Below are 16,437 nucleotides of genomic sequence, written 5' to 3' on the forward strand. Positions count from 1 at the left end.
TCGTTCAGAGCCTGTCACGCACAGGCAGGTTGATACTTCACTGCCCGCGACTAGCGCAGATCGCTGACCGCAACATGGTCCATATCATCAAAGACCTGGTTTTCACCCACCATTCCCCAGATAAAGGTATAGGCTTTCGTCCCGACGCCGGAGTGAATGGACCAGCTCGGCGAAATGACCGCCTGCTCATTGTGCATCACGATATGGCGCGTTTCCTGGGGTTGTCCCATCATATGGAACACGCAGGCGTCCTCCTCCATATTGAAATAGAAGTAGACCTCCATCCGGCGCTCGTGGGTATGGCACGGCATGGTGTTCCACAGGTTGCCCGGCGCCAGCTCGGTCAACCCCATGCTGAGCTGGCAGGTCTCCAGCACATCAGGAACGAAGTATTTATTGATGGTGCGGCGGTTGCTGGTGAGGTTGTCGCCAAGCGTTACCGGGGCGACATCCGCCGGAGTCACTTTTTTGGTTGGACAGGTGTAATGTGCCGGCGCGCAGTTATAGTAAAACTTCGCCGGTTTGCCGCCGTCGATGCTGGCAAAGAGCACCTCTTTTGCCCCTTTCCCCACGTACAGCGCCTCGCGATGGCCAATCTCATAGCACCGGCCGTCGACGGTGATGGTGCCCGGCCCGCCGATGTTAATGACCCCCAGCTCGCGACGCTCCAGAAAATAGCTTACGCCCAGCTGTTTACCGACCTCACCGCCCACGGAGACGGTTTGCGTAACGGGCATAATCCCGCCCACAATAATGCGGTCGATATGGCTGTAAACCATGGTGTAGTTATCAGCCTCGAACACCTGCCCGACTAAAAACGCATTGCGCAGCCCCTGAGTATCCAGCGTTTTGGCGTGCGCACTGTGGATGCTTTCTCTGACGTCCACGGTAACCTCCAGATGTGGTCATGCCCGAAGGCGGAAAATAAACGAAACAACGTTTCGTTTTTCATCATGAGCACATACTATCGGCATAAAATGGGCTTTTCAATTACAATTAAAACAGCGTTTCATTTTTTGTTTTGTTTATAACGAAAATGACGCCCGGATCACGATACGCAGCCAGGCAACAAACAGCAGGATAAAAAAAACCTCCCGCAGGAGGTTTTATTCGATGAACCAGGATTAGCGTTCGATGGCCAGCGCCACCCCTTGCCCACCGCCGATACAGAGAGTGGCAATCCCTTTACGGGCGTTGCGCTTTTTCATTTCGTGGACCAGCGAAACCAGGATCCGGCACCCGGAGGCGCCGATAGGATGCCCCAGCGCGATCGCCCCACCGTTAACGTTAACCCGCAGCGGATCCCACTCCAGCATTTTGCCAACCGAGATGGCCTGCGCGGCAAAAGCTTCGTTCACCTCAATCAGATCAACGTCAGAAAGCTGCCACCCTGCGCGATCGAGACAGCGACGGGTCGCATAGACCGGCGCGATCCCCATTAACGCAGGATCAACCCCCACGCTGGCGAAGGCTTTAATGCGGGCCAGCACGGGGAGATCGAGCTCAAGGGCTTTGCTTTCGCTCATCATCATGACGGCGGCTGCGCCGTCGTTAATGGAAGAGGCATTCCCCGCCGTGACGGAGCCCTGCGTTTCAAAAGCAGGATTCAGTCTCGCCAGGCCTTCGGCACTGGCGTCGGTGCGCGGCTGTTCATCGGTATCCACGACGATAACGTCGCCATTCTGGCGCCGGGTGCTGACCGGTACAATTTCGTCGCGAAAACGACCAGAGTCGATCGCCGCGCGCGCTTTTTGCTGCGAGCTGAGCGCATACGCATCCTGCAATTCACGGCTGATGCCGTACTCGCGCGCCAGGTTTTCCGCCGTCACGCCCATATGGTAATCATTAAAGGCATCCCACAGCCCGTCATGCACCAGGCTGTCGAGCAGCTGGCTATTGCCCAACTGTGCGCCGGTACGGCTGTCGGTCAGTACATGCGGCGCACGGCTCATGTTCTCTTGCCCGCCAGCAATAACCACATCCGCTTCACCACACTGAATGGCCTGCGTCGCGAGATGCAGCGCTTTTAATCCTGATCCACAGACGTCGTTGATGGTAATGGCGGAGACGGTATTGGGCAGTCCGCCTTTCAGCGCCGCCTGCCGTGCAGGGTTTTGTCCGGCGCCGGCCGTGAGCACCTGGCCGAGGATCACCTCGTCCACTTCATGTGCTGCGATCCCGCTGCGTTCCACCAGCGCTTTCACCACCACGCTCCCCAGGTCAACCGCCGAATGACGCGCCAGCGCTCCCTGAAAACAGCCGATAGCTGTACGCAACGCACCCACTATTACGACATCTTTCATCACGACCTCTGTGTTAAATGACATGACGATAGTAGAGGATTGTTACTGGCAATTATCTTAATTGTTTAAAAATAGTGAGTTTAATCACAAGGATCAGCGCGCATCCTGCAGATACTGCCGCAGCCAGCGTCCGGCCACGCCGGGAGGGGATCGTTTATTCCACAGCAGATCGATGCCGATCGCCCGCGGCCAGCCTGGCACGTTGAGCTGTACCAGGGATTTCGCGGCGGCAAACTCATCCACCAGCGCGCAGGGCAACACGCACCAGCCAAATCCCTGTACCGCCATACTCAAGAGTAACAGGTAATTCGGTGCTGACCAGACGGGCCCGCGGGCGATCTCAGCCTCGCGTTCAAGATAGGTGCTCAGCCGCAGCTCCCGCCAGCCGTGCAGCTCGTCATGCTGAACGTCATCCTGCCCCGCCAGCGGGTGTGTGGTGGCAACATAGATCGCCATCCGGGTCTGCATCGGCAGGCGGGTAGCGCCGATATCGGTGGGGTAGTTGTCCCGGGCTTCCGTCAGTCCCACCTGAGCCCGCTCCTTTTGCAGCAGATCGATCACGTCCTCCTCCTCGCCAATCAGACATTCGAATTCCGTATGGGGAAAGCGGGCGTCAAACTGCTTCATCATCTCTTCCAGCACGTCCGGGTTGAGGGTATCGGAAAGGACAAACGTCAGGCGCGCTTCGGTTTGCGCCGTTAGCGACACCGCCAGCTCGTCCAGCCGCGTGCTGGCGGCGAGAATGGCCTGCACATAGCCCAGCACCTGTTCCCCCTGGGCCGTTAACACCGGCTGGCGCGCCGAGCGGTCAAACAGCTCGAATCCCAGATCGGCTTCAAGATTGGCAATGGACGTGCTGATCGTCGACTGGCTTTTACGCAGCCGGCGAGCGGCCGCCGAAAAAGAGCCCGCCGCAACGGTCTCGACAAAGGCGGTAAGGGCTTCAGGTGAATAGCGCATAACCTATCTACTTTTACGATGGATACTATCTTTAATATATCAGCTTTAGCGATAAAAATAGACTGCATCAACGCCCATACCGGCGAATTAATGAGGTCTATAACTATGCAACATCAGGATGCACTCCAACGTAAACTGCCGGAGCGGATCTTTCATGCTGTCTGTTTCGAAGGGATCGCGACGGCGATCCTCGCCCCCACCGCGGCCTGGCTTATGCAGCGTTCCGTGGTGGAGATGGGTGGGTTGACCATTATTCTGGCCACCACGGCTATGCTCTGGAACATTATCTATAACGTCGGCTTCGACCGTTTCTGGCCGGTTCAGCGTGTCACACGTACGGCAAAAGTGCGTACGCTGCATGCGCTGGGCTTCGAATGCGGGTTTATTGTGATTGGCGTATCGATTGTCGCCGCCGTGCTGGGGGTCACGCTGCTTCAGGCATTCACACTGGAAATAGGTTTCTTCCTGTTCTTCCTGCCGTACACCGTATTCTATAACTGGGCGTACGATGGCCTTCGCGAGAAATTTCTTAAGCGCCGCCAGCAGCGACGCGCTCTGGCAGGCTAAATCTCCTCTGGCCGGACGTCCGTTCCGGCCTGACCACTTCGAAGCAACTGCGCTCTCCAGGCATAACTATGGTAAATTGCACTCCATTCCGATGGTTTGATAGTTGATACGTTGCTCTAATGTCGAAAATTTGGTCAAAAGATGAGACTCTCTGGAGTTTCGCTCTCTACGGCACGGCCGTGGGCGCAGGAACGCTATTCCTGCCCATTCAGCTGGGCTCCGCAGGCGCTATTGTCCTGTTTATTACCGCCCTCGTGGCCTACCCCTTAACCTACTGGCCGCACCGGGCGCTGGCGCAATTTATCCTGTCGTCAAAAACAAAGGGCAATGAAGGGATCACCGGCGCCGTCTCGCACTACTACGGCAGGAAGATTGGCAATCTGATCACCACGCTCTATTTCATCGCCTTCTTTGTGGTGGTGCAGATTTATGCGGTGGCCATCACCAACTCGCTGACGGAACAGCTGGCGAAACACCTGACGGTAGACACCACCGTTCGCGTGCTGGTCAGCCTGGGCGTGGTGCTGGTGCTTAATCTGATCTTCCTGATGGGACGGCATATCACGATAAAAGTGATGGGCTTCCTCGTGTTTCCGCTGATTGCCTATTTCCTGTTTGTCTCACTCTATCTGATCGGCAGCTGGCAGCCCTCGCTGCTCACCAGCCAGATGACCGTCGATCGCCATACGCTGCATCAGGTATGGATTTCGATTCCGGTGATGGTGTTTGCGTTTAGCCATACCCCGATTATCTCGACGTTTGCCGTTGATCGTCGCGAGAAGTTTGCCGATGGCGCGATGGATAAATGCAAGAAGATCATGAAGGTGGCATATCTGATTATCTGCCTGAGCGTGCTGTTCTTTGTCTTCAGCTGCCTGCTCTCTATCCCGCCGTCGTATATTGTGACCGCCAAAGCGCAAGGGGTGACTATCCTGTCAGCGCTGTCGATGATGCCCTCGTCACCGGCATGGCTCGGTATTTCCGGGATTATTGTGGCGATTATTGCGATGTCGAAATCGTTCCTCGGCACCTATTTTGGGGTGATAGAAGGGGCGACGGAGATCGTGAGGTCGTCGCTCAACCAGGTGGGTGTGAAAAAGAGCCGCGCCTTTAACCGCGCAGTTTCTATTATGGGGGTGTCGTTCATCACCTTTGCCGTCTGCTGCATTAACCCGAACGCCATTTCGATGATTTACGCCATCAGCGGCCCGCTAATCGCCATGATCCTGTTTATCATGCCGACGCTGTCGACGTATCTGATCCCCTCCCTGAAACAGTACCGTTCCATGGGCAACCTGCTGACGCTTATCGTCGGCGTGCTGTGCGTGTCGGTGATGTTTGTGGGCTAATTCCCTTTCCTGCCCGGCGCGATGCCGGGCAGGCCATTCAGTCCCGGCCTGCTGCTTACAGCGGAAAAGGCCTGTCTTGCACCACCGTTTTCATAACAAGCGTTGAGCGAAGATGCTGCACGCCGGGCATGGCGGAGAGCTTCTCGTCGTAGAGCTTCTGGAAAGCGGAAAGGTCGCGTGTCACGACGTGCATCAGATAATCAGGATCGCCAAATAAGCGCTGGGCCAGCACGATCTGCGGGATCTCTTCCACCGCCTCTTCAAACGCACTGACCGCCTTGCGGTCACCCTCTTTCAGCGTCGCGAACACTATCGCCAGGAAATTAAATCCCATTTTGGCAGGGTCGAGGCTGGCACGGTATCCCGTTATAGCCCCGCTTTGCTCCAGCGCCCGCACGCGACGATGGCACGGCGAGAGGCTCAGATTCACCCGCTCAGCCAGTTCGGTAAGCGACAGGCGGCCGTCAGACTGCAGCTCAGCAAGAATTTTTCGATCAATGCTATCCATATGGAAGATTTTCTCAATTTCACCGTGTTCTGAGCATAACATTGAAAACCTATTTCGCAGTGTTAGCGATATTCTTTTTCGCAACGTATAACGCACTGCGGGAGTATTTCAGGACGATGGAAATGAGTATTGTGGCCGGCTTTTGGGTGGTTTCTTTTCTGCTCATCATGACCCCGGGGGCCGACTGGGCCTACGCTATCAGCGCCGGGATCAACGGCCGCCGCGTGGTCCCGGCGGTGATGGGGCTTATGTCCGGGCATCTGCTAGCCACATTGGTTGTGGTGGCTGGCGTGGGGGTATTGATTGCTCAACATCCGCTGGCGTTAGCCGGGCTGACCGTGGCGGGAGCCCTGTATCTGCTGTGGCTTGGCATAACGTTATGGCGTCACCCTGCCGCACCGGAAAAGGCCACCCAACATGCGGGTAACTGGACGCAGTGGGCGGTGAAAGGACTCTGCATTAGCGGCCTAAACCCGAAGGTTTTTTTGCTATTCCTGGCCCTGCTTCCGCAATTTACAGATCCAACCGGAAGCTGGTCGATAGCGATGCAGATGTCTGCGCTTGGGATGATGCATCTTATCACCTGTACCCTGGTCTACCTGCTGGTGGGGTATGGTTCGAAAGCGGTACTGGCGACCCGGCCACAGGCGGCGCGTCTGGTGAGCAGGGCATCGGGAGGGTTGATGGTGCTGATAGCGCTGGTATTGCTGTTTGAGCAGGTGAGATAACTGTCTTTTTTGCCGGGTGGCGCTGCGCTTACCCGGCCTACATTTCACAACAATATCAATTAATTGCACAATTCATTGTAGGCCCGTGCAAGCGTAGCGCCGCCGGGGGAAACTCACAAATCGCACGTTGTCAGCAGTCTGAAATAACACCAGCCATCGCCGGTGTTATTTACGCCCGAATATCGTCATATTCCCGCGTTTTATCAAACTCATGTTTCGCGAACGGGCACAGCGGAATAATTTTGCGGTTCTCACCGCGCATCTTCTCCACCACTTTCGCCACCAGCTGTTTACCGACGCCCTGCCCTTTCAGGCTTTCATCCACATCGGTATGCTCGATAATGCTCAGGTGCTCGCCGGTCGGCACGAAGACAATCTCTGCGACCTGGTTGCCGTTCGCATCGTTCACGTAAAACTTGTTATGGCCTTCAAGAATATCCATGGTTCCTCGCTTATTTCTGGCGATATTTCAGAGCACCGCTCGGGCAGGTATCAATTACGCGTACAACCGTTTCAACGTCCACTTCATCAGGAATGATCCACGGCTTACGTTTCAGATTAAACAGCTTTGCGCTCCCACGCACGCAGTTACCGGAGTGTTTGCAGATCCCGGTGTTGAAGTAGACGTCAATTTTCTCGCCGGTATAGGCCCGGTAGCCCGCATCCAGTAGTTCTTTATCCATGACATTGCCTCTGTAATTATTATCGTGCTGAATGAAGAATAGCCTGACAGGATCCTTGTGGCTATAACGCCGAAAACGAAAAGCCAGGTCACAACTCTTTTCTCGCCAGATTGCGTCCGCTATTTGCACATGTCAGGCTCGGCAAATGTCACTTTTACAACACTGTCGCAGGTTGAATGAAACGCAGACTCTCTTTTCAGGTAAAGCTGTTTTTAGCGCTGGTGTGCTTCTCCTGCCTGCTGTTAGTTCTGCTGGGAACCATCCTGTTTCATTTTATTGACCGACAGCTTCATCACGATCTCGGCCAGCGCGCCCGGGTTCAGGCCAGCCAGATTGCGCTGATGCCGGGTCTGGCAGACAAGGTGGCCGCCAGAGATATTCCGGGCATCGCTCGGCTGATTCAGCCGCTGCGTGCCGAAAGCGATGCCAGCTATATTGTGATTGGCGATACCCGCGAGCAGCACCTCTACCATTCGGAATCTCCGGAGCGCATTAATTTACCGATGATCGGAGGGGATAACGCGGAGGTATTAAAGGGTAAAACCATCATTTCCGTGCGTCAGGGTGGGATTGGCGTGTCGCTGCGCAGTAAAGCGCCCATTTTCAACGCCCAGCATCAGGTCATCGGCATTGTCTCGGTCGGCTATCTGACGTCGTATATTGCCAACATTAACGCCCGCATTTTGTGGCAGTCCGGGTTATACGGCGTTGCGCTTCTGCTGTTGCTGTTTATGTTCTCCTGGCTGTTTACCCGCAATTTAAAAAAACAGATGTTCCGGCTGGAGCCGAAAGATATCGCTCAGCTGGTTTTGCAGCAGCGCGCGCTATTAGAAGCCATGTATGAAGGGGTATTTGCCGTTAATGAAGAGAAGCAGCTGATTTTAATTAACCGCGCCGCACGCGAAATGCTGGATATTCGTCAAAGTGAGAAAGACCTTATCGGCAAACCGCTGGAAGACGTTCTGCAGACATCTCCGGGCTTTTTATCCCAGCGTTACGCCTCGGTGAGCGCTGGCCGCCACGACCAGATTGCCGTGCTGAACCAGCGGGAGGTGATCGTCAACCGCGTCGCCATTGAGGTCGAGCCCGGCGTTGAAAGCGGCTGGGTGTATAGCTTTCGCGACAAAAACGACATCAACACCCTCAGCAGCCAGCTTAGTCAGATCAAACGCTATGCGGATAACCTGCGCATTATGCGTCACGAACAGCTGAACTGGACCGCCACGCTGGTGGGCTTGCTGCAGATGAAACACTATGATGAGGCGATCCGTTACATCCAGGTGCAGTCAGAAGGCGCGCAGCGCGTACTGGACTTTGTCTCTGCCCGTTTTGTCTCCCCGGCGCTGTGCGGGCTGCTGCTGGGTAAATATGTCAGCGCGCGCGAAAAAGGCATCGAACTGCAGTTTGATCCCGCCTGCCAGCTCACCCGCATGCCTGCCGCGCTCAGTGAAACGGAGCTGATGTCCATTATTGGTAATCTACTGGATAACGCCGTGGATGCGACCCTCAACGCACAGGTCCACGCCCCGGTAGAACTCTACATCTCTGACCGTAACCAGGAGCTGCTGATCGAGGTGGCCGACAGAGGCTGCGGCGTGGACGATGCGCTGAAGCCGCATATTTTCCGCCAGGGGTTCAGCAGCAAACCGGAACGTGAAAACGACATTGTGGGCACCGAGCATGGTATTGGCCTGTTCCTGGTGGCAGGCTATATCGATAAGGCGGGCGGCAGTATTGAGATTGCCGATAACACGCCGCAGGGCACGATTTTTTCTGTGTTTATTCCGAATGGACAACAGCATGACCCGACCACTTGATGTTGTGATAGTTGAAGATGAGCCGCACCTGGCGGAGCTGCATCGCGAGTATATCGAGCAGAATTTTCATTTGCGCGTGGTGGGCATCGCCGCGTCAATCGAACAGGCGCACAGCCTGATCCGTCAATATCAGCCGCGGCTTATCCTGCTGGATAACTATCTCCCGGACGGCAAGGGGGTGGAGTTAATCGATAACCCGCTGCTGAAAAGCTATGAATGCTCGGTGATCTTCATCACCGCCGCCAGCGATATGCAAACCTGCAGCCACGCCATGCGCAGCGGCGCGTTTGACTACCTGATAAAGCCCGTTTTTTTCCAGCGTCTGCACGCTTCGCTGGAGCGCTTTATGCGCTTCATCCACACCGTGCAGCAGGTGAAGGTGGTCGACCAGCATGCGCTGGATCGCCTGTTTAACCTGCCGGCCGCGGAGTCCTCACCTGCGCCGTCCACGAAGGGCATTGAACCCCAGACGCTGGAGCGGATTAAAAGCCTGTTCGCCGACCATCCCGACAGTGCGATGTCGGTTGAAGAGGTGGTGGAAAACGTGGGGATCAGTAAAACCACGGGGCGCCGCTACCTTGAATACTGCGTGGAGAGCGGGTTGATCAACATCGAAATGCTGTATGGCAATATTGGTCATCCGCGCAGGTTATACCGCAAAGCCCCCGACAAACCGTAATCCGCAACCGTTCGTTGGCTAACGTTCGCGGATTTTATGGTGTTAATTGCTGAAACGACGGCGACAATCACACTTCGGAATCATTATCCGCTCCCCCCTATTGTGGGGAGAGCCCGATACGCTATGTTGATAATTAGTTCCTCAAATGTAACTAAAAGGTTAACTATAATGTCGAACACGTTCCGAATTTCTCTGCTTACCGCTACTGTACTGTTCTCTGCTTCTGCACTGTCCGCCCTGCCGCAGGGCTATCCTGCTGAGTACCAAAAAGTGGTCGATGCCGCCACGAAAGAGGGCAAGGTTGTCATTTATTCCACCACCGACATCAAAGCCGCCGGACCGCTGATCCAGGGCTTCGAACAAACCTACCCGGGCATCAAAGTCGAATACAACGACATGAACAGCACCGAGTTGTACAACCGTTTCATCAGCGAACAGGCCTCGGGCGGCGTGAGCGGCGACGTGGTCTGGAGCTCCTCGATGGACACCGGGCTGAAGCTCGCCACCGACTACGCCATGGAGTACAAATCCCCGGAACAGAGCCAACTGCCGAAATGGGCGGTCTGGAAAGATAAGGCCTACGGCACCACCTATGAGCCGGTGGTCTTTATCTACAACAAGCGCCTGATCCCGGCGGGCGACGTGCCGGATTCGCACGCCGCGCTGGCGAAGCTTATCGCCAGCCAGACGGACAAATTCAAGAACAAAGTCACCACCTATGACATCGAAAAATCGGGTCTGGGCTTTATGCTCTCGGTGCAGGATCACAACGCCGATCCAAACTACTTTAAGACCCTGGCCGACGTCGCCAAAGGGGGCTTATCGGTGCAGTCGTCTACCGGCACCATGATGGAGCGTGTCTCCTCCGGTGAAAACCTGATCGGCTTTAATATCCTTGGATCCTATGCTGAAGCGCGTGCGAAGAACGATCCGTCGCTCGGCATCTCCTATCCGAAGGATTACACCCTGGTGCTGTCGCGCGTGTCGTTCATCAGCCAGCAGTCGCAAAACAGCAATGCGGCCAAACTGTGGCTCGACTACGTGCTATCTGAAAAAGGGCAAAGCATTCTGGCCAATCAGGCGGACATTCCGTCCATTCGTAACGATATCGAAGGGAAAAATGATATCGACGGCCTGACCAAAATCCTCGGCAACGCGCTGAAGCCGATCCCGGTTGATGAAACGCTGCTGGAATACCTGCAGCCGAAAAAACGCCTGGAGTACATCAAAGAGTGGCGTACCGCCGCCGGCAAATAAGCGTCTGAGCGCGGCGCAAGCCGCCGCGCTCCCTTATCGACCTGAGTTCGTTTTTCTGGGCTGCAATACCAGGGATACCCCATGAATACATTACGCAGAAAGTGGCAAAGCCTGCCGCGCGGCATCGTCGTGCTGATAACCGCTCTGGTTATCTATACGCCGCTGTCGTTTATCGTGATACAGAGCTTCCTGTCCGCCCCCTTCTTTTCGCCGTCAAAAGAGTGGAGCTTTGAATCATTTGATTTTATTTTCACTGACCCTGATTTTTATAAGGCCCTGAAGAGTGGCTTTATTCTGGCCTTCGGGCTGGTGTTTATCTCTATCCCGCTGGGCGGCGTGCTGGCCTTTTTGATGGTGCGTACCGACCTGCCCGGCCGCCGGTTGATTGAGCCGCTGATCCTGGTTCCGATTTTCGTTTCACCAATGGTGCTGGGCTTTGGCTACGTGGTGGCCGCCGGTCCGGTGGGCTTTCTCTCCCAGTGGGCTGAGGCGCTGATTGGCTTTGTGCCGTGGAATATCTACGACATGTCGAGCATTGTGGTCATTGCCGGCCTGACGCACGTCCCGCACGCCTATCTGTATATCTCGTCAGCGCTGCGCAGCGTGGGCTCCGATGTGGAAGAGGCCGCACGCACCGCGGGCGCGTCGCCCTGGCAGGTAATGACCTCCGTCAGCCTGCCGATGGTGCGCCCGTCAGTGCTGTACGCCACCGTGCTGCTGTTCTTCCTCGGGCTGGAAGTGTTCGGCCTGATGCTGGTCCTCGGAGACCCGGAAGGCAACATGGTGCTGGCGACCTATCTCTACAAGCTGACGAACAAGATGGGTACCCCCTCCTATAACCTGATGGCAGCGGTTGCCGTGGTGCTGATCTGTATCACTATCCCGCTGGTGATGCTCCAGCGACGCCTGATGCGCACCGCCAACCGCTTCGTCACCATGAAGGGCAAGGCCTCGCAGGCCCGTGCGTTACCGCTGGGCAAATGGCGCTGGGTGGCCGGCGCGGTGATTGCCTTCTGGCTTACCGTGACCATCGGCGTTCCGCTGCTCGGCGTGGTATTGCGCGCGTTTATCTCCAACTGGGGCGTGGGCGTTTCGCTGTGGGACGAGCTTTCTCTGAACACCTTCCGCACCATCTGGGCGCAGCCCAACCTGCTGCGCGCCATTATCAACTCCATGGCGATCGGGGTGATTGGCGGTGCGCTGGCGGTAGTCTGCTATCTGTTTGTCGGTATTGCGATGCACCGTAAGCCGGACAACACCACGCGTTTCCTCGATTACAGCGTACTGGTGCCGCGCGCGGTGCCCGGCCTGCTGGCGGGCCTGGCCTTCCTGTGGGTGTTCCTGTTCCTGCCGATGTGGCTCGATAACTCGCTGAAATCCGGCTGGCTTTCCGGTTTTGCCTGGACTGACTGGATGCGCGAAAACGTCATCGTCTGGCTGCGTTCCCTTCGCAGCACCATTTTCAGCGTCTGGCTGGCCTATACCGTGGTGTGGATGGCCTACGGGCTGAGGCTCATCTCTTCCACGCTGCTGCAGGTGGGGCCGGAGCTTGAAGAGGCAGCGCGCAGCACCGGGGCGACGCGCGGGCAGATCACCCGCCACGTCACCATCCCGCTCTCCCGTTACGGTCTTATTGGTTCGTGGCTGCTGATGTTCCTGATCTTTGAACGCGAATACTCAACGGGTGTGTACCTGCTGTCACCCGGCACGGAGACCATCGGCTCGATGCTGGTTTCCCTCTGGGCCGCAGGCGCCATTGATATCGTGGCGGCGCTCTCTTTCATTAACATCCTGCTGGTCGTGGTAGGTCTGGGCATTGCCCTTCGTTTCGGAGTGAAAATACATGATTGAATTAGCGGTTGACGATCTGCACTTAACCTACGGCGACAATCCTGTTTTAAAAGGTGTCTCCATGAACCTGAAGCGCGGCGAAGTGGTCTCTCTGCTGGGCCCATCCGGCAGCGGCAAAACCACCCTGCTGCGTGCCGTCGCGGGTCTGGAAAAGCCGACCCAGGGCTCGATTGTGATTGGTAAAAATAAAGTTTACGACGGCACGCCGCGCAGTGAGGTCCCGGCGGAAGAGCGTAACCTGGGGCTGGTGTTCCAGTCCTACGCCCTGTGGCCGCACAAAACCGTGTTTGAGAACGTGGCCTATCCGCTCAAGCTGCGCAAAGTTCCGGCCAAAGAGATCCAGCAGCGCGTGCAGGACGTGCTGGACCAGCTTGGTCTGGGCCATCTTGGTAAACGTCACCCGCACCAGCTCTCTGGTGGGCAGCAGCAGCGTGTGGCGATTGGCCGTGCGCTGGTCTACAACCCGCCGGTGATTTTGCTGGACGAGCCGCTTTCCAACCTCGACGCCAAGCTGCGCGAAGAGGCCCGCGTGTTCCTGCGCGAGCTGATTATCAAGCTCGGGCTATCGGCGCTGATGGTGACGCACGACCAGAATGAAGCGATGTCCATTTCCGATCGCATCCTGCTGCTGAACAACGGAAAGATCGAACAGCAAGGCACACCACAGGAGATGTACGGCTCGCCGAAAACCCTGTTTACCGCCGAATTTATGGGCAGCAACAATCGCCTGCACGGTAAGGTCACTGAAGTGCGCGACGGCAGAGCGCGCATCGAGGGGAAAGGTTGGGTGCTGTGGGGCCAGGCCGGTGAAGGGGTGCAGAGCGGTGATGAAGCCACAGCGGTGATCCGCGTCGAGCGCGTCGCGGTGGTCGAGGGGCCAGGGGAAAACCAGCTTGAGCTGCCGCTGCTCACCAGCATGTATCTCGGCGACCGTTGGGAGTACCTGTTCCGTACGGCGGGGGATGACTTTGTGATCCGCGCGTACGGGCATGAGGTGCGGGATCCGCAGCACTGCCATCTTTCGCTGCCTGAGAAGTATGTGTGGGTGTTTCCTAAAAACTAATAAAAAGGCTGCGTAATGCAGCCTTATTTATGTGCAGAAACAGGAATGGAAAAACAAAAGGGCAGCGTTCTTTTTTACTCTCTAAGCTCAGATTATTCTTAATGTCATGAAAAATAGCTTTTACTTTTTAATGAATTATAAAAATGCAACCCGGCATAAATGATTCAGACTTTTGAAATATAGATCCCCCCTGACTATTCTCATTCGAGCCGATAAGAAGCAGGAAGTGAATACGATAATATCATGAACTATTCACTAACCTTATCAGGCAAATAACCGAAGAGTTTTAAATTCACTCTTTTTGTATGGATATTTGAAAAGGTGTATTGACGCACCACGATGTCACAGGAGTAAGACATGAGCGAAAATTTAATCTGGTCAGGAAAAGTTGACGCTAAAAATGCCGAAGGAACAAACACAGGGATATTCCTCAAAGCGGGAGAGATAATTACCATTCTGGCCAGTGGTTGGGCCCGGAATGGGATTGAAACGTTTGCACTGACCGCGCCTCAGGGACGCATTCCCAGAGAGGGTGAAACGCTGACGGTACGTAATCCTTCGCTTCAGGCACGGATCGGTAAGGATGCCTGGCCAGTTGGCAACCATAAATATCGCTGGTCAGTTCCAGCTGAAGGCACTCTGACGCTGATTTTTGCCGACGGTAAAGACCAGTACAAAGATAATTCGGGTGAATTCAGCGTTGAAGTTTATCGCGAGGCGGATATTTCGGCCGCGACGGCAGCACCGTTTGAAGATTTAACCAACTTCGAACGTGATAACTGGAATAGCTGGCAGGCGGGACCGGCCGGGCACGATCTTTACCTGGTTGATGCCAGCACCCGCGCCGTCGAGTTCATTACCAATGCCAACAAAAACCACGCCGGCGTGATCCTCAAAAAGACGCTGGCAGGTCTTACTGCCGGGCATGAATATACCTGGACGGTGAAAGCTGCGCGCATTATTGGAAAATATGAAGCGCCAAAAATTTCTCTCCGTGCTGACGGCAAAGATATTTCCGCACCGTTAGAACTGAAGCAAGCGAACGAATGGATAACCCTGAGTGGTAAATTCAAAGCCACAGGCAGTAAAGCTGAACTCGAGGTAGTCAGCCATGTTGCAGCCAGTATGGGGAATGATTTCCGCATCAAGGAACTAAAAATTAAGGGTTAATCTCCTGAAATATCGGCTTTCTGTTCAGCGAGATGCTGGTGAGCCGTAAAAAATTGTGTAGCGCATATGATGAGATATGCGCTACACCAACAGGCAATAAACACACGCGGCATTACTCTTTGTTATGTTGTCTATCTTCTCAGGATCGCCAGCGCGTTGAAACAAGACACGTCTCGATTAACACCACCCGCAAGCAAGACGCTTACCGATTCCAGGTCAGGGTACCTGAGCGGAAGTAACATACTTCATGCCTAATAAACACCAGTGGGGGATTCCGGGTTGCGAACCTGCGTTTGAAAAAGCGTATTCCTTTAATAAAAAGAGCATGGTGCCTGAAAAAGCACACCATGAAAGAGTCACTACCTGCATTGAGCAAAGCACTTCCCTGTTTAATTAAAAGGCAACGCAATAGTACTGCCGCACTATCAATAAACGATACAAGACCTGTCTGGTTAATTTACGAAAAATTGAATCGCCGCGGATAAACGTGACTCTTTTGAACCGTGACTGGGCTGAACCTGCCCCATGCTAAAAACGCGGCATAGCGCTTTACTACGTGTTTGAATCACATACTGCTACTTTGATTACGGAAAGTCGTTTAATTACTTGTGGTCTCGCGGATCAATTCCGTTTACTTTAATCTCCATTAACAAGGAACTGCCGAGTGGCAACCAACGGAGATGATACTTTGAGAACGGTTGAGATACTGCAATACACACTGCACAAAGGCACCGGAGCAGCTTTTCACGCCATCATGCAGGAAATCAGTGTACCCCTTCACCAACGCCACAAGATCGATGTTGTTGCGTTTGGTAACTCGCTGCATGACCCGGATTGCTACTACCTTATTCGCGCCTTTGATAGTGCTGAAAGCATGGCTACGGTTCTTGAAAATTTTTACGCAAGTGCTGACTGGCGTAACGGTCCACGTGAAGACATTATTCGTAGCATCGAAACCAGCATTAAAACAGTGATGAATCTGCCATCAGAAAGCGTGGAAGGGCTGAGGGGGTAATCGTAGATCAGGACAGTCATTATACGAGCCTGCAGTACCAGCAGTTACTGTGACGTTACCGGCTCAGGCAAAGTATGAGCCGGCGTGGAAACAGCTGGGATAACAGCCCAATGGAACGCCTCTTCCGGAGCCTGAAGAATGAATGGGAGCTGGTGACTTTAGCGAAGCAGCTCATGTGATCACAGGCTATATCGTCGTGTATTACAGTTCGCTTAGGCCGCATGAATATAACGGTAGTTCCTCCCCCAACAAATCGGAAAACCGATACTGGAAAAACTCTAACGCGGTGGCCAGTATTAGTTGCCCCTTACAATACAGCAACGCCAATTATACGGAGATAGTGACGATCAGACCGTCGCAGCAATGCCGCTACACAATAACCTTTGAGGAGGAGTAACCCCCTTTACTGGTTGTTACGAAACATAATTTTGCTTAAGTCTAATACTTGTTGTTCATGAGGTCATTGCTTGTAAAATAGCCACTGAAA

General features: G+C 54.6%; 16 protein-coding genes and 1 pseudogene. 11 read left to right on the forward strand and 6 right to left on the reverse strand.

Annotated features, from left to right (window positions below):
• Positions 1-50: 50 nt before the first annotated feature.
• The 3 genes from kduI to C1N69_RS18445 form a co-directional block, all read right to left on the reverse strand.
• A complete protein-coding gene (gene kduI, locus C1N69_RS18435) occupies positions 51-887 on the reverse strand; it encodes a 5-dehydro-4-deoxy-D-glucuronate isomerase (protein ID WP_155031671.1) in 837 nt (278 codons plus the stop codon).
• Between the two features lie 237 nt (positions 888-1,124).
• The gene (locus C1N69_RS18440) at positions 1,125-2,303 is read right to left on the reverse strand and encodes an acetyl-CoA C-acetyltransferase (protein ID WP_025757788.1); all 1,179 of its coding nucleotides are present in this window, start codon (positions 2,301-2,303) and stop codon (positions 1,125-1,127) included.
• Positions 2,304-2,396: 93 nt separating this feature from the next.
• Positions 2,397-3,263 carry a LysR family transcriptional regulator gene (locus tag C1N69_RS18445; RefSeq protein WP_155031672.1) on the reverse strand — a complete coding sequence of 289 codons (867 nt, stop codon included), beginning with the start codon at positions 3,261-3,263 and terminating at the stop codon, positions 2,397-2,399.
• A gap of 105 nt (positions 3,264-3,368) precedes the next feature.
• Between C1N69_RS18445 and C1N69_RS18450 the strand changes: the two genes are divergently transcribed.
• Both C1N69_RS18450 and C1N69_RS18455 read left to right on the forward strand, forming a co-directional pair.
• Positions 3,369-3,830, forward strand: a complete 462-nt coding sequence (locus C1N69_RS18450) for a multidrug/biocide efflux PACE transporter (RefSeq protein ID WP_025757786.1) — start codon at positions 3,369-3,371, stop codon at positions 3,828-3,830.
• 119 nt (positions 3,831-3,949) lie between these two features.
• Positions 3,950-5,179 (forward strand): amino acid permease, encoded by a 1,230-nt coding sequence (locus C1N69_RS18455; protein ID WP_025757784.1) that lies wholly within the window; start codon positions 3,950-3,952, stop codon positions 5,177-5,179.
• Between the two features lie 55 nt (positions 5,180-5,234).
• Here the strand turns inward: C1N69_RS18455 and C1N69_RS18460 are convergent, their stop codons facing one another.
• Complete coding sequence (locus C1N69_RS18460; RefSeq protein WP_021242030.1) at positions 5,235-5,687, reverse strand: Lrp/AsnC family transcriptional regulator; 453 nt, start codon at positions 5,685-5,687, stop codon at positions 5,235-5,237.
• Positions 5,688-5,803: 116 nt separating this feature from the next.
• Between C1N69_RS18460 and C1N69_RS18465 the strand changes: the two genes are divergently transcribed.
• Positions 5,804-6,415 (forward strand): LysE family translocator, encoded by a 612-nt coding sequence (locus C1N69_RS18465; protein ID WP_025757782.1) that lies wholly within the window; start codon positions 5,804-5,806, stop codon positions 6,413-6,415.
• A gap of 169 nt (positions 6,416-6,584) precedes the next feature.
• Here C1N69_RS18465 and C1N69_RS18470 read toward each other — a convergent pair whose 3' ends face one another.
• Together C1N69_RS18470 and yjdI are read right to left on the reverse strand one after the other, a co-directional pair.
• A complete protein-coding gene (locus tag C1N69_RS18470; RefSeq protein ID WP_008499687.1) occupies positions 6,585-6,857 on the reverse strand; it encodes a GNAT family N-acetyltransferase in 273 nt (90 codons plus the stop codon).
• Between the two features lie 10 nt (positions 6,858-6,867).
• Complete coding sequence (yjdI, locus tag C1N69_RS18475) at positions 6,868-7,098, reverse strand: 4Fe-4S mono-cluster protein YjdI (protein ID WP_008499689.1); 231 nt, start codon at positions 7,096-7,098, stop codon at positions 6,868-6,870.
• 176 nt (positions 7,099-7,274) lie between these two features.
• Between yjdI and C1N69_RS18480 the strand changes: the two genes are divergently transcribed.
• The 8 genes and pseudogenes from C1N69_RS18480 to C1N69_RS18515 all read left to right on the forward strand — a co-directional run.
• Positions 7,275-8,915, forward strand: a complete 1,641-nt coding sequence (locus C1N69_RS18480; protein ID WP_155031673.1) for an ATP-binding protein — start codon at positions 7,275-7,277, stop codon at positions 8,913-8,915.
• Positions 8,899-9,594: a response regulator gene (locus tag C1N69_RS18485; RefSeq protein ID WP_155031674.1), complete on the forward strand. Its 696-nt coding sequence runs from the start codon at positions 8,899-8,901 to the stop codon at positions 9,592-9,594. Before C1N69_RS18480 ends, C1N69_RS18485 begins: the two co-directional genes overlap by 17 nt.
• A 168-nt stretch (positions 9,595-9,762) precedes the next feature.
• Positions 9,763-10,851: an ABC transporter substrate-binding protein gene (locus C1N69_RS18490; protein WP_095441228.1), complete on the forward strand. Its 1,089-nt coding sequence runs from the start codon at positions 9,763-9,765 to the stop codon at positions 10,849-10,851.
• Positions 10,852-10,932: 81 nt separating this feature from the next.
• Positions 10,933-12,702 carry an ABC transporter permease gene (locus C1N69_RS18495; RefSeq protein WP_025757776.1) on the forward strand — a complete coding sequence of 590 codons (1,770 nt, stop codon included), beginning with the start codon at positions 10,933-10,935 and terminating at the stop codon, positions 12,700-12,702.
• Positions 12,695-13,765, forward strand: coding sequence for an ABC transporter ATP-binding protein (locus C1N69_RS18500; protein ID WP_155031675.1), 1,071 nt, complete (start codon positions 12,695-12,697; stop codon positions 13,763-13,765). Before C1N69_RS18495 ends, C1N69_RS18500 begins: the two co-directional genes overlap by 8 nt.
• Positions 13,766-14,122: 357 nt before the next feature.
• Complete coding sequence (locus tag C1N69_RS18505; RefSeq protein WP_155031676.1) at positions 14,123-14,935, forward strand: LecA/PA-IL family lectin; 813 nt, start codon at positions 14,123-14,125, stop codon at positions 14,933-14,935.
• A gap of 688 nt (positions 14,936-15,623) precedes the next feature.
• Entirely contained in the window at positions 15,624-15,950 is a 327-nt protein-coding gene (locus C1N69_RS18510) for an NIPSNAP family protein (RefSeq protein ID WP_155031677.1), read from the forward strand.
• Positions 15,911-16,245: pseudogene (locus C1N69_RS18515) on the forward strand (IS3 family transposase); the annotation flags it as partial. The gene C1N69_RS18510 and the pseudogene C1N69_RS18515, both read left to right, overlap by 40 nt.
• Between the last annotated feature and the right edge of the window lie 192 nt (positions 16,246-16,437).

Origin of the sequence: Enterobacter sichuanensis (assembly GCF_009036245.1) — a bacterium.
Lineage (GTDB): Bacteria > Pseudomonadota > Gammaproteobacteria > Enterobacterales > Enterobacteriaceae > Enterobacter > Enterobacter sichuanensis.